The sequence below is a fragment of the Hydrogenophaga pseudoflava genome (assembly GCF_004353865.1).
Classification (GTDB): domain Bacteria; phylum Pseudomonadota; class Gammaproteobacteria; order Burkholderiales; family Burkholderiaceae_C; genus Hydrogenophaga; species Hydrogenophaga pseudoflava.
The window spans coordinates 281,146-294,085 of sequence record NZ_CP037867.1 but is presented as its reverse complement, the minus strand read 5'-3'; the positions used below and the strand labels follow the sequence as shown (position 1 = coordinate 294,085).

The window sequence follows — 12,940 nt, the reverse complement described above, 5'->3', positions numbered from 1 at the left end:
GCTTCAATCATCACTCACGCGCATATCAATCACGCGCAATTCCATGCCGCCCGTGGGCTGCAGCTGGCAGCCGCCGCAGGCCGGGCAGGCGTCGCCGCGCTGGGCGATGGCCACGGTCTGCGCGCAGGCCATGCACCAGGCCTGCCCGGGCGGCTCGTCGATCTGAATGCGCGCCCCCTCCAGCAGGGTGCCGGGCGCCAGGCTCTCCAGCGCGAAGCGCAGCGCGCGCACGTCCACACCGGCCAGCTGCCCGGCTTCCAGCCGCAACTCCAGCAGGCGCGCAAAGCCTTCGCGCCGCGCCGTGTCCTCCACCAGCTGCAGCACGCCGCCGGCCAGACTCGCTTCATGCATGGGCCACTTCTCCTTCCACCGCTGGCGCGGCGTCCACCTCGAACGGCACGCAGGGGTCGAACGCCGCCATCAACAGATTCAACTGGCCCGTGCGCAGGCCGGCGGGCAGCGTGGCATCCAGCGCCGAGATGCGCCGCGCCACCTCGCCGGCCGGGTGGAAGTTCCACTCGGTCGGCGCCAGCACGCGGCAGGCGCGCACCACCGGCACATCGGGCTCCAGCTCCACCTGGTGCACCAGCAGGCCGCGCGCCATCTCGACCCAGGCCAGGCCCTGGCCGTCGGCCGTGTGCAGCGCCCCATGGCGCAGCCAGCCGGCGCCCTGCCCCGGCCCGTCCGGCAGGCACAGCCGCACCAGTTCGGCCAGGCGGCTGCCCAGCAGGGCCCAGGGCGTGAGCGGCAGGCCGTCGTCGGCGCTGTGCAGGCGCGCCCAGGGGCCGGTGTGGGCGCAGGCGCCGTGCCACAGCGGCTGCATGGCAAATCCCGGCTTGAGCGCCAACGCTGCGGCCAGCGTGCGCAGCTGGTCGTCCTGACCATGCGCGCGCAGGGCCCGCGCCATGTCGAGCGCGCGCCCGCTGTCAGCCTCGCGCGCGCCGCGCACCAGGGCCGGCAGCCAGCCGCCGTGGCGCGTGCCCCAGTCGAGCAGCCAGTCGGCGCCGCAGGCCTGCCAGGCGCGCAGCCAGGTGGTGGCCGGCATGTGCAGGCACTCGCGCTGGAGCCAGTCCAGCGCCTGCGGCCAGGGCTCGTCGCCTTTGGCCGCAGGCCGCAGCAGCGGGCAGGTTTGAAGCGCTTGCAGCGCGGCGCCCTGGGCATGGCCGTCGGCGGGGCCGAGCAGGCGCGGCCAGTCCAGGCCGATGCGGCGCACATGCTCCTGCGCAGTCTCTTGGCGCAGCCGCTGCGCGGCGTCACCGGGCATCGCCATGGCGCCGGGCCGCGCCGCCGCAATCGCGAGCTGGGCGCACAGCCGGTGCGCGTGGCTGCAGAGGTTGAACAGGCTGGCCAGCAGGCCCGGCAGCGCGGTGGCAGGCTGGCCCTGGCCGAGCCGCCCGGCCCAGTCGCGCCGGCTGCTGTGCAGCGCCTGCGCCAGCGGTGCGCCGGGGCGCACGCGCAGGCGGCCGGCCAGATCCAGCGCGGCACTCATGCCGGGGCTCCGGGCGCGCCGCGGCGGCCGGTGAAGAAGGCGCGGCGCGCGGGCACGGGCTCGGCGGCGGGCGCGGGCGTCGGCGCGGGTCGCAGCAGGGCCAGCGAGGCCTCGGCGGTGTCGACGGCCTGCGCCTGCGTGGCGAAGCCGCCCATGGGCGAGAACAGCGCGCAGGTCTCGTGGTAGCCCACGGCCGGGTCGTGCGCGCCGATGAACTCGAAGCGTTCGTTGCCGAAGCTGTGCACCGCCTTGCGCGCGACGCGGCCGCCGTGGCCTTCCACCGCCCGCGGCAGGCGCACCAGGCTCATGAACCAGGGGGTGATCAGCACGCCCTCGGCCACGGTCTGCCCGTCGTCGCCCCACTGGAAGCCGACGGCCTCGACGGACAGCGCCGGGTTGAGGATGGGCACGCCCTGCATGCGCTCGGTCTGCACGAGGCGGTAGAACTGCACGAGGGTGGACACACGGTGTTCCATGGTCTCAGTCCGGCAGCAAGAGGAACTGTTCTGCATCGCAGTCGCAGTTGGGGCAGCGCCAGTGCGGCGGCAGCTCGGCGAACGGCGTGCCGGGCGGGATCTGCCACTGCGGGTCGCCAACCGCGGGGTCGTAGACCCACCAGCAGATCTTGCACTCCAGGCGCGAACCGGGCCGCAGCACCTCGCGGTTGCCGAGGTACGAGCCTTCAAAGCCCTGACCGTCGAAGCCGCTCATGATTGTTCGAGGTAGCCGAGCACGTCGCTCAGGCGCTCGTGCGAGTCGCGCAGGTCCTCCGGGGCCGCCATCGCGACCTCGGGCATGTCCACCACCTCGACCGTGTTGAGGATCACCTTGTCCATGGAGTTGTAGTACACCACGCGCCAGCAGTGCGGCAGGCGCGTGTTGGAGATGCGGCAGTTGCCGTAGCCGCGCGAGAGCAGCAGCACGCGGCCGGTGCCCAGCTGGTGGTCGAGGAAACCGATGTCTTCGGGCGTCACCGGCAGCAGCGTCAGGTTGATGACGTGCGAGGTGTGGCCCGGCTGCCAGCGCGCCACCTGGTCGCGCACCTCGTCGACCAGCAGGGGCGCATTCTGCACATTGGGCGGCAGCGGGCCGAGCCAGGGCCGGTACTCGCGCTCGGCGTCTTCCTCGGCCACCACCCGCAGCAGGGCCGGCACCGGTCCGACCTCGACCACGTCGTCGACCAGGGCGCCGTCGCTGAAGGTCATGAGGCGCCAGACGCCGGCGAACACCGACTCCTGGATGCGCACTTCCAGCGACGAGGACTCCTCGCGCACGATGGCGCTGGCCTCGCCCTCGCCCATCACCTGGTTGATCAGCTGCCGGTCTTCGGACGGCAGGGCCTGCAGGCTCACCTGCCCGCCCGCCCCGCCGTCGGCGGCCTGGTCGAGCAGCGCCAGCACCTGGACCAGGGCCTCGCGTGCGGCCGCGCGGCCGGCAATCTCCTCCGGCTCGGGCAGCATGGGCGCGCGGTAGGTGTCCATGTCCTTGGGCATGGGCAGGTAGTCGAGGTGCTCGTCCTCGGTCTGGGTGCCGGGGCCGAGGGCGACCACGGGGATGGGAAAGGCTTTCATCAGAGGCTCCTGGTGCGGCGGTGGGGCGTGGTCGGTGGGGTCAGTGGCAGCTGCTGCCGCCGGTCTGGCTGACGACAGGAATGCCGATGGTGGGCGGGCGCGAGGGCGGCATGGCCAGCGCGGCGGCCACGCCGGACAGGTACACGTCCCAGTCCTGCATGCCGGCGATCGCGGTCACGTACTGGCCGTCGCGGAAGAACAGCAGCGTGGGCCAGCGCTGCGAGCCGTAGCGCTTGGCCACCGCGTCCTCGTTGTCGCGCGGCACCACGGCCACAGCGAAGCGGTTCGGGAAGGACTTCATCAGCTCGGGCAGCACCGCCGCCACGTCCACGCCTTCGGGAAAACGCACCGGGTCGCCGGCCAGCAGCACGACGCGGTCGCCGCCACCGGCGGTCCATTCGGCCACGCTGGTCTCGTCGACCCAGGTGGCACCGAACTCGCGCGCGAGGCGCTGGACCAGGGGGGCGTGGGCTTCTGTGGTTTCAATCATGGTGTCTCCTTGTGTTCAGGCGCCGGTCAGGGCGCGCATTTGTTCCGGGCTCATCTGCGACGGCAGGGCGAAGCCCGCGTCTTCCTGCGCCTCCAGACCCTGCATGGCACCGAGCACCAGGTCCAGCGCCGCGTTCACCTCGGTCGCGCGGTCGGTATCGATGCGCTCGCGCGCGTCGTCGAGGAAGACCAGCAGCCAATCGCCGCTGGAGACCTCGCCGACCAGGGCGGTGTTGATGCGGCGGCGCTCGCCGCGGCCTTCGCACAAGGCGAAGCGGCCATCGGCCTCGACCACCTGCATGGGGATGCCGATGCACATGGTTCAGACCTCGGCCTTCGGCATGAAGCGGTCGTCGCCGATGCGGCAGGCTTCTTCCGCTGCGGGCCTTTGCGCCTCGTAGGCGGTCAGCGCCAGTTCGTCCAGCGTCACGGCCTCGCGCGGGGCCAGCGGCGTGCGGCGTTCCACCGGCCGGGCGCCCCAGCGTTCCAGCTCGGCCACACCCAGCGCCAGCGCCGTTTCCATCGCGGCCTTGACGACCGGGCGCAGGCTGCCGCCGTAGTCCTCCAGCTCCTGCGGCTGGCAGCCGATCAGCAGCACCTGCTGCGGGTACTTGCCGGTCAGCGTGGCCAGCGAGAGCACCTCCTGGAAGCCGGTCTGGTGCAGGCTCATCTTCTTGGCGCCCATGAAGCGCGGCACCTCGTCGTCGCGCACCTCCTTCAGCGTGCCGGGTTCCAGGCCGTAGTCGATGGCGTCGAAGATCAGCAGCGCATCGGCCTCCTGCACGTGCTGGATCAGGTACAGCCCCTGGGTGCCGCCGTCGATGAGCTGCACGTGGTCGGCGAACTCCCAGCGGCGCTGCAGCGCTTCGATGCAGCGCACGCCAAAGCCTTCGTCGGCCCAGAGCAGGTTGCCGATGCCCAGCACGACGATGCTGGCCGGTGGGGTGTCACCCCCGGGGTGACAGGTGGATTCGGTCGGAGTGGTGCGCATGGCAGGCAAACCTGTGTGAAGTCAGCGGGGGAAAGGGGACGTGGCCGAACCCGAGGACAGGCGCTTCCAGGCGTGGAAGCTGTCCCAGGCGGCCTGCTGCGCGAGCCAGAAGCCGGCGTCGATGCCGAACTGGCGAGCGCAACGGATCGCGGTGTCGGGCGACATCGCCCGCTGGCCGTGCACCAGCTCGTGCAGGCGCCGGCGCGAGAGGCCCAGCAGCCGGGCCGCCTCGCTCTGGTTGAGCGAGAGCGGCGCCAGGCAGGTGCGCGCCAGCAGCCGCCCCGGGTGCAGCGGTGCACGCACCGGCACACCGCGCGGGGGGATCGACCAGCTGACGGCAGCTTTCTTCACGACATCAGTCCTTGAAGGTGCGGCGACCGGAAATCATGGTCGACACGATGGACTGGCGGCCCATGATGTCCTCGCGGATCGCGGCGTAGACGTGCAGGGTGATGAACATGATCATGGCCCACATGCCCAGGCGGTGCCAGGTGTGCACGTCCTGGCTCTGGCCGAACAGCGGAATGACCCAGCCGAACATCGTGTCCTGCCACGAGCCCACGCCGGCGCCTTCGCTGTAGAGCGCGAAGCCGGTCAGGATCATGAAGACCATCAGCACCAGGAAGCCGGAGAACATGGCCAGCCGCGCCAGCGGGTTGTGGCCCACGTAGCGGCCGGGCCGCGGGATCAGGAAGGCGTACCACTTGAGCATGGTGAAAATCTCGCCCCAGTAGGCCTTCTGGAACAGCGGCACCCAGAACAGCTCGCGCGCATGGTGGTTGCCCACGATGGCCCAGTAGGCGCGGCCCAGCAGGCCGATGGCCAGGATGTAGCCGGCCGTGAAGTGCGCGAAACGGATGTAGCCCATCAGGTAGTTCGCGCTGGCCTCGCCGGGCATGGTCGGCAGCGGTTTGCCGATGAAGTAGCCGGTGAGGCACAGCACGGTGATGGCCGCGACGTTGACCCAGTGCCAGATGCGCACCGGGGCTTCGTACACATAGACCGACTTGGTGCTCTGGCCGTGCGAGACGGCGCTCTCGTCGATGCCGGTGACATCGGCCAGGCGCTGCTGCGCCAGTTCTTGTGCAGACAGGGAGGACATGGTGATCTCCTGTGCGAAGAGGTAGCGGTCAGGCGACCAGCTGGCCGAACAAGTAGAGCCCGGCGGCGCCGACAGCGGCACCCAGCCCGCCCAGCACAGCGCCACGGCGCTCGGCCAGCCAGCGCTGAATGGCCAGGCCGACCCCGACGCCGCTGATGTGCAGCACCGCGGTGGTCAGCATGAAGCCCGCGGCGTAGCCCGCGAAGCCGGTTTCGGGCGTTTCGGCGCCGTGGGCCAGGCCGTGCAGCGACGAGGCTGCGGCGATCAGCCCCAGGCCCAGCACCACCGGCATCGCCCGCTGGGCGACGATCAGCATCAGGCCGAACAGCACCACGCTCAAAGAGATGGCGTGCTCCAGGTACGGCACGGTGACTCCGGCCGCGCCCAGCGCCGCACTGATGACCAGCGCGAGCAGGAAGGTGGCCGGCCCTTGCCAGGCCTTGCCCTGCGGCAGGGCAGACACCGACCAGACGCCCACGGCCACCATGGCCAGCAGGTGGTCCAGGCCGAAGGGGTGGACCAGGCCTTCCATCAGGCTGTGGGTGCCGTGGCCGGTGTGGGCCTGGGCGGCGCCGGCCAGACCGGCCAGCAGCGCTGCGGCGGTGGCGCGGCGGATGGTTTTCGATTGCATGTGTTTCTCCTCGTTGTTCCGTGGGTTCAGCGCACCGTGACCTTGGCCATCTCCTGGCCGTCCGGGCTCATCACGTGGGTGGAGCAGGCCAGGCAGGGGTCGAAGCTGTGCAGGGTGCGCAGGATCTCCAGCGGCTGCTCGGGGTTGACCATGGGCGTGTTCATCAGCGAGGCCTCGAAGGCGCCGATCTGGCCCTTTGCGTCGCGCGGCGAACCGTTCCAGGTGGTGGGCACCACGCACTGGTAGTTCTCGATCTTCCCGTCCTTGATCTTGATCCAGTGGCCCAGCATGCCGCGCGGCGCGGCCACCGTGCCCACGCCCTTGGCCTCCTTGGGCCAGGTGGCGGGGTCCCACTTCTCGACGTTGGCGGTGGACGTGTCGCCGGCCTTGATGTTCTGCACCAGCTGGCGGAAGTCGTCCATCATCATCTCGGCGGCGTACTGGCTCTCCAGTGCGCGCGCCAGGGTGCGGCCGATGGTGGTGGGCAGCAGCTGCTTGGCGCTGTACTGCGTCTCCGGCAGGCCCAGGGCCTTGGGAATGGCGCTGTTGATGGCCACGGCCGACGCGTCCACCTGTTCCTTGACGCGCTGGCACCACTTGTTGCCCTTCATCGCGTGGGCGTAGCCCAGGATGTAGCGCGAGAGCGGGCCGACCTCGACCGCGTGGCCGCGCCAGCGCGGCGACTTGATCCACGAGTACTTGGCGGATTCGTCGAGCTGCTCGATCTTGGTGCGCGTGCCCTTGAAGTTCGGGCCCTCGGGCTTGTAGTTGGGCTCGGTGATGCCGTCCCAGGGGTGCAGGCCCTTGCTGTCGTTGCCGTAGGTGTACCAGCTGTGGGTCACAAACTCCTGCACCTGCTCTGGGTCGCGCGGGTCGATCTCGTGGATCTTGTCCCAGTTGCCGTCCAGGATCACGCCGCCGGGCAGCTGGTGCGTGCTGTGGTCGTAAGGCACCTTCTCGTAGGTGCCGTAGTCGGCCACGTTGGTGGCCGAGAGGCCGCCGCCGTAGAGCCAGCCGGCCTGCTTGTAGATGGTGCCGATGGCCAGCACGTCCGGGATGTAGACGTTGTTGTTGAACTCGATCATCTCCTTGATGCGGGCTTCAACGAAGTTCAGGCGCTCCATGTTGATGGGCGCGCCGGCGGCGCCGTCGCCGTCGAGGTTGATCGCGCAGGGCACGCCGCCGACCATGTAGTTCGGGTGCGGGTTCTTGCCGCCGAAGATGGTGTGCACCTTCACCCATTCCTTCTGCAGGTCCAGGGCTTCGAGGTAGTGGGTCACGGCCATCAGGTTGGCCTCGGCCGGCAACACATAGGCCTTGCTGCCCCAGTAGCCGTTGCTGAACGGGCCCAGCTGGCCGCTCTCCACGAACTTCTTCAGGCGGTTCTGCACGTCGCGGAAGTAGCCGGGCGAGGACAGCGGGTGCGAGGGCGAGACCAGCTGCTGCAGCTCGCTGGTCTTCTTCGGGTCGGCGTTCAGCGCCGAGACCACGTCGACCCAGTCCAGCGCATGCAGGTGGTAGAAGTGCACCGCGTGGTCGTGCACCTGCAGCGTCTTGGCCATCATCTCGCGGATCAGGTGGGCGTTCAGCGGGATCTTGATGCCCAGGGCGTCTTCCACCGCACGCACCGAGGTGAGCGCGTGGCAACCGGTGCAGACGCCGCAGATGCGCTCCACAAAGGCCCAGGCGTCGCGCGGGTCGCGGCCCTTGAGGATCACCTCCAGGCCGCGCCACATGGTGCCGGTGGAGACGGCGTTGCGGATGACGTTGTTGCTGTCGAGGTTGACCTCGCAGCGCATGTGGCCCTCGATGCGGGTCACCGGGTCGACCACCACGCGGCGGCCGGAGTTGTCGAGCTTGAAGCCCTGTGTTTCGTAAGCACCCATGTCGTGTTCTCCTGGCCTCAGGCGTGGTTCTTCGATTTCTCTTTGGACGTGTCGCGCGCCCGCTTGGCGACCGAGATCGCGGCGTGCGCGGCGACCGCAGCGCCCACCACCGCGGCGGCCTTGCCGCCGATCTCGTCGGCGTTGGCCTCGATGCCGAAGGCGTGGATGTCGGTCAAGCGGTCGTAGAACGAACCCTTGTCCCAGAAGCCGTCTTCCGAGCAGCCGATGCAGCCGTGGCCGGCCTTGATCGGGAAGCTCGTGCCCTCGTTCCACATCACGGTGGAGCAGGCGTTGTAGGTGGTCGGGCCCTTGCAGCCGACCTTGTAGAGGCAGTAGCCCTTGCGCGCAGACTCGTCGTCCCAGGCCTCGACGAACTGGCCGGCGTCGAAGTGCGGGCGGCGGTAGCACTTGTCGTGGATGCGCTGGCTGTAGAACATCTTCGGGCGGCCCTGGCGGTCCAGCTCGGGAATGCGGTCGAAGGTCAGCATGTAGGTGATCACGCCCGTCATCACCTCGGGGATGGGCGGGCAGCCCGGCACCTTGATGATGGGCTTGTCGGTGATGACCTTGTGGATCGGCGTGGCCTGGGTCGGGTTGGGCTTGGCGGCCTGCACGCAGCCCCAGCTGGCGCACGAACCCCAGGCGATGATGGCCTTGGCGTCCTTGGCGACGTGCTTGAGCTTGTCGATGAAGGGCTTGCCCGACTGGATGCAGAACATGCCGTCTTCGTTCAGCGGCGGGTTGCCTTCCACCGCCAGGATGTACTGACCCTTGTACTTGGTCATGATCTCTTCGAGGATGGCCTCGGCCTGGTGGCCGGCGGCGGCCATCAGGGTGTCGTCGTAGTCCAGGCTGATCATGGAGAGCACCACGTCCTTGGCCAGCGGGTGGGCCGAGCGGATGAAGGCTTCGGTGCAGCAGGTGCATTCCAGACCGTGCAGCCAGAGCACCGGGGTGCGCGGCTTGTTTTCCATCGCGTGGGCGATCTGAGGCACAAAGCTCGGTGCCAGCCCCAGCGAGGTGGCGGTGAGCGAGCAGTACTTCATGAAACTGCGGCGCGAAATGCCTTTGCGGCGCATGACCTCGTAAAAGGTTTCCATCGTGTGGTGTCTCCGTGGGCTGTGTGGGGCGGATCCGGGTCCCGCCCGCAAACGCTGGGAATGGGCAGGTGTGTGACCGTTCGCAATCCGCGGGCCACGATCGGGGCACCAAGGGAAAACACCGACACGGGCTTGTAAGCCGTTGTCAGGAAACAAATATTTTCAATGACCAACAGGCAGTCACTGCCATCCACCATTCAGGGGGTTCGAAGACTTTCCGTTTTCTGAAACAAAATGGAAATCAAACTTCCACTCAAAAATCCAGCCACCGTCCGCCGCACAGGCAAAAAAAAGCCGACCCGCAAGGGTCGGCTGATGGTTCGGTGCATCTCTTGGGACGCTGAAGGATTTGTTCTGATAGGACTGGGTTGTCTCCTCGGTCCCCCGCGGTCGCGGCGTCTGGCGCCGTTTGCGAGTGGCGGTACTGTAGCCGCCCGCACCAGACCCGTGCATACGGGCTTTCCCTTGGTGCCCGGAACCGGTGGCACAGGAAATGCAGCGCATCCCGTGTCGTTGGAAGAGGAAAACACCATGTCGCAAAACGATGCATTCGCCGCCGCCGCCCACCTGCATGTGTTGCTGCGCCGCAAGACCGGCCGCGTGACCGACACCGAGTGGATGGTGAACAACGTGGAATACGCGCAGGCGGTGGTGAGCTTTGCCCGCCAGCGGGCGCGCGAGGACGGCCTGGACGAACTGCTGCCCCTGGCCGAGCGGCTGGAGTCGCTGGTGATACCGGTGCGCCGGCCCAGCGCGCCGGTGTCGGCACCGGCGCCCCTGGCGGCGGCCAGCGACCCCAGCGCCCGCTACATCGGCCGCCTGAGGTAACAAGCCCCCACGCTCCGCCGCTGCCCGGGTCGCTGCCCCCCGAGGGGGCTGGGCCTGCCTTGGGGCGGCCCGGCGGCTGGCCCGTAGCCCCCACGCTCCGCCGCTGCGCGGGTCACTGCCCCGCCTCACGTCCCGGCGACGATCCAGCGCGCCGCTTTCTCCGCGATCATCAGCGTCGGGCTGTTGGTGTTGCCACTGGTGATGGTGGGCATCACGCCCGCGTCCACCACGCGCAGCCCGGCCACGCCGCGCACCCGCAGGTGGCTGTCGACCACGGCCATGGCATCGTCCTCGCGCCCCATCTTGGTCGTGCCCACCGGATGGAAGATGGTGCTGGCGATGTCGCCGGCCAGGCGGGCCAGCTCCTCGTCGCTCTGGTACTGCACACCGGGCTTGAACTCCTCGGGCCGGTACTTCGCCATCGCCGGCTGGCCGACGATGCGGCGCGTCACGCGCAGGCTGTCGGCCGCCACCTTCCGGTCGTCCTCCGTGGCGAGGTAGTTGGGCGCGATGGCCGGCGCGTCCTCGAAGCGCGGGCTCTTGATGCGCACATGGCCGCGGCTGCTGGGGTTGAGGTTGCAGACGCTGGCGGTGAACGCCGGGAAGCTGTGCAGCGGTTCGCCGAAGGCGTCGAGGCTGAGCGGCTGCACGTGGTATTCGAGATTGGCGTATGGCTGTGAAGGGTCGCTTCTCGTGAAGGCGCCGAGCTGGCTGGGCGACATGCTCATCGGCCCGCTGCGCTTGAGCGCGTACTCCAGGCCGATGGCCGCCTTGCCCCAGAGCGAGTTGGCCAGGGTGTTGAGCGTCTTGGCGCCGGTGACCTTGTAGACCGAGCGGATCTGCAGGTGGTCCTGCAGGTTTTCGCCCACGCCCGGCAGCTCGTGCAACGGCGTCACGCCTGCGGCCTGCAGCACCGCCGCCGGGCCGATGCCCGAGAGCTGCAGGATCTGCACCGAGCCGATGCTGCCGGCGCTGAGCACCACCTCGCGCGCGGCCGCCACGTGCACGCGCTGGCCGTGGCTCACCACGTCGGCGCCGGTGCAGCGCAGCGCGCCCGCCGCGTCCCGCTCCAGCCGCAGGCGCTCGACCTGGATCTGCGTCCACACCGTGAGGTTGGGCCGGTGCTGCACCGGCCGCAGAAAGGCCTTGCTCGCGTTCCAGCGCCAGCCGGCCTTCTGGTTCACCTCGAAATAGCCCACGCCCTCGTTGTCGCCGCGGTTGAAGTCGTCGGTGGCCGGGATGCCGGCCTGCTGCGCCGCCTGCGCAAACGCGTCGAGCACGTCCCAGCGCAGGCGCTGCTTCTCGATGCGCCACTCGCCCGAGCTGGCCACGCTGCGGTGGCCGTGCAGGGCGGCAAACGTGGCGTTGCCCTGGCCCTCGGTGTAGCGGTCGAGGCGGTGGTGGTCCTCGTGCGCCTTGAAGTCCGGCAGGCAGCGGTCCCAGCGCCAGTCGCTGTCACCCGTCAGCCGCGCCCACTGGTCGTAGTCGCGCGCCTGGCCGCGCATGTAGATCATCCCGTTGATGCTCGAACACCCGCCCAGCGTCTTGCCGCGCGGGTAGCGCAGCGTGCGGCCGTTCAGGCCCGGGTCGGCCTCGGTCTGGTAGAGCCAGTCGGTGCGCGGGTTGCCGATGCAATAGAGGTAGCCGACGGGAATGTGGATCCAGTGGTAGTCGTCCTTGCGCCCGGCCTCGATCAGCAGCACGCGCTTGGACGGGTCGGCCGAGAGCCGGTTGGCCAGCAGACAGCCGGCCGTGCCCGCGCCGACGATCACATAGTCAAAGGTGGCGGTGGCGTCGCTCATGCGCAAGGTCTCCTCGTTGTTCATTGGCCGGGCTCATGATGCAACCCGACGATTGCCAGGCACTTTGCCCGATTCGCCCACAGACTTCCAATGAAATGTGGCAAGGCCAGGTATAAGCTCGCCAAATAATGAACCCGCCGAACCGCCTGCCCGCCACCGACCCGCAGACCCTGCGCGCCTTTGTCGCCGTGGCGCGCGAGGGCAATGTCTCGCGCGCGGCGCAGCGCCTGCACCTGAGCCAGCCGGCGGTGAGCCTGCAGCTCAAGACCCTGGCCGAGGCCACCGGGCTGCAGCTGTTCACCCGCACGCCGCAGGGCATGGCGCTCACGCGCGACGGCGCCGCCCTGCTGCCGCTGGCCGACCGCGCACTCGCCGCCCTGTCGGACTTCGGCCAGGCCGCCGCCGCGCTGCACCAGACGGTGCGCGGCACGCTGCGCATCGGCACCATCCTCGACCCCGAGTTCACCCGCCTGGGCGCCTTCCTCAAACAGCTGGTGGAAAGCGCACCGCAGGTCCACACCGAACTGGGACAGGGCATGAGCGGCGACGTGCTGGCGCGCATCGCGCGCGGCGAACTGGACGTGGGCTTCTTCCTCGACCTGCCGGCCGACCCGCTGGGCCCGCCCTACCGGCTGCGCGCCCTGACCCGCTTCACCTACCGCGTGCTCGCGCCCGCCGGCTGGGGGCCGCAGGTCAAAGGCAAGGACTGGAAGGCCCTGGCCGCCCTGCCCTGGCTCGCCACGCCCCCGGCCAGCGCCCACCACCGGCTGCAGCGCCGCGTGTTCGGCCCCGGCTCGGTCACCGGCATCGAACCGCGCCGGGTGGCCCTGGTCGATCAGGAGGCGTCGATGCTGGATCTGGTCAAGAGCGGCGTCGGCCTGTCACTGGTGCGCGATGCGATCGCGATGCGCGAGGCGCAGGCGCACGGGCTGGTGGTGGCCGACCAGGTGGCGCTGGAATGCGATCTGAGCTTCCTCTGCCTGGCCGAGCGGGCGGGCGAACCGGTGATTGCGGCGGCGCTGGGGGCGCTGGACGCGGTGTGGGGGTGACG

At 69.6% G+C, this 12,940-nt stretch carries 16 protein-coding genes; 2 read left to right on the top strand and 14 right to left on the bottom strand.

Features of this window, described 5'->3' with window-relative positions:
- Positions 1-3: 3 nt before the first annotated feature.
- The 13 genes from HPF_RS01460 to HPF_RS01400 are packed head-to-tail and all read right to left on the bottom strand — an operon-like array spanning position 4 to position 9,259.
- On the bottom strand, positions 4-351 hold the full coding sequence (locus HPF_RS01460; RefSeq protein ID WP_133155545.1) for a hydrogenase maturation nickel metallochaperone HypA/HybF: 348 nt from the start codon (positions 349-351) through the stop codon (positions 4-6).
- The gene (locus tag HPF_RS01455) at positions 344-1,489 is read right to left on the bottom strand and encodes a hydrogenase formation protein (RefSeq protein WP_133155544.1); all 1,146 of its coding nucleotides are present in this window, start codon (positions 1,487-1,489) and stop codon (positions 344-346) included. Before HPF_RS01455 ends, HPF_RS01460 begins: the two co-directional genes overlap by 8 nt.
- A complete protein-coding gene (gene hybE, locus HPF_RS01450; protein WP_207959287.1) occupies positions 1,486-1,965 on the bottom strand; it encodes a [NiFe]-hydrogenase assembly chaperone HybE in 480 nt (159 codons plus the stop codon). Before hybE ends, HPF_RS01455 begins: the two co-directional genes overlap by 4 nt.
- 4 nt (positions 1,966-1,969) lie before the next feature.
- Positions 1,970-2,200, bottom strand: a complete 231-nt coding sequence (locus tag HPF_RS01445; RefSeq protein ID WP_127805826.1) for a rubredoxin — start codon at positions 2,198-2,200, stop codon at positions 1,970-1,972.
- On the bottom strand, positions 2,197-3,060 hold the full coding sequence (locus tag HPF_RS01440) for a hydrogenase expression/formation protein (protein WP_133155542.1): 864 nt from the start codon (positions 3,058-3,060) through the stop codon (positions 2,197-2,199). The genes HPF_RS01445 and HPF_RS01440 overlap by 4 nt, the downstream gene beginning before the upstream one ends.
- A 40-nt stretch (positions 3,061-3,100) precedes the next feature.
- Complete coding sequence (locus tag HPF_RS01435; RefSeq protein ID WP_127805828.1) at positions 3,101-3,550, bottom strand: thioredoxin domain-containing protein; 450 nt, start codon at positions 3,548-3,550, stop codon at positions 3,101-3,103.
- A gap of 15 nt (positions 3,551-3,565) precedes the next feature.
- Positions 3,566-3,868 (bottom strand): HypC/HybG/HupF family hydrogenase formation chaperone, encoded by a 303-nt coding sequence (locus HPF_RS01430; protein WP_079366467.1) that lies wholly within the window; start codon positions 3,866-3,868, stop codon positions 3,566-3,568.
- 3 nt (positions 3,869-3,871) lie between these two features.
- Positions 3,872-4,540 (bottom strand): HyaD/HybD family hydrogenase maturation endopeptidase, encoded by a 669-nt coding sequence (locus tag HPF_RS01425; protein WP_133155541.1) that lies wholly within the window; start codon positions 4,538-4,540, stop codon positions 3,872-3,874.
- 21 nt (positions 4,541-4,561) lie between these two features.
- Positions 4,562-4,891 carry a HigA family addiction module antitoxin gene (locus HPF_RS01420; protein ID WP_218016612.1) on the bottom strand — a complete coding sequence of 110 codons (330 nt, stop codon included), beginning with the start codon at positions 4,889-4,891 and terminating at the stop codon, positions 4,562-4,564.
- 4 nt (positions 4,892-4,895) lie between these two features.
- Entirely contained in the window at positions 4,896-5,642 is a 747-nt protein-coding gene (cybH, locus tag HPF_RS01415) for a Ni/Fe-hydrogenase, b-type cytochrome subunit (RefSeq protein ID WP_127805831.1), read from the bottom strand.
- Positions 5,643-5,670: 28 nt separating this feature from the next.
- The gene (locus HPF_RS01410; RefSeq protein ID WP_133155540.1) at positions 5,671-6,273 is read right to left on the bottom strand and encodes a HupE/UreJ family protein; all 603 of its coding nucleotides are present in this window, start codon (positions 6,271-6,273) and stop codon (positions 5,671-5,673) included.
- Between the two features lie 26 nt (positions 6,274-6,299).
- Complete coding sequence (locus HPF_RS01405; protein WP_133155539.1) at positions 6,300-8,159, bottom strand: nickel-dependent hydrogenase large subunit; 1,860 nt, start codon at positions 8,157-8,159, stop codon at positions 6,300-6,302.
- Positions 8,160-8,176: 17 nt separating this feature from the next.
- On the bottom strand, positions 8,177-9,259 hold the full coding sequence (locus HPF_RS01400; protein WP_066161125.1) for a hydrogenase small subunit: 1,083 nt from the start codon (positions 9,257-9,259) through the stop codon (positions 8,177-8,179).
- A 531-nt stretch (positions 9,260-9,790) separates the two neighbouring features.
- Between HPF_RS01400 and HPF_RS01395 the strand changes: the two genes are divergently transcribed.
- Entirely contained in the window at positions 9,791-10,087 is a 297-nt protein-coding gene (locus HPF_RS01395; RefSeq protein WP_079366572.1) for a hypothetical protein, read from the top strand.
- 125 nt (positions 10,088-10,212) lie between these two features.
- Here HPF_RS01395 and HPF_RS01390 read toward each other — a convergent pair whose 3' ends face one another.
- Positions 10,213-11,889, bottom strand: coding sequence for a GMC family oxidoreductase (locus tag HPF_RS01390; protein WP_133155538.1), 1,677 nt, complete (start codon positions 11,887-11,889; stop codon positions 10,213-10,215).
- 128 nt (positions 11,890-12,017) lie between these two features.
- Here HPF_RS01390 and HPF_RS01385 point away from each other — a divergent pair, with 128 nt between their 5' ends.
- Positions 12,018-12,938, top strand: a complete 921-nt coding sequence (locus HPF_RS01385; RefSeq protein ID WP_133155537.1) for a LysR family transcriptional regulator — start codon at positions 12,018-12,020, stop codon at positions 12,936-12,938.
- Positions 12,939-12,940 lie beyond the last annotated feature (2 nt).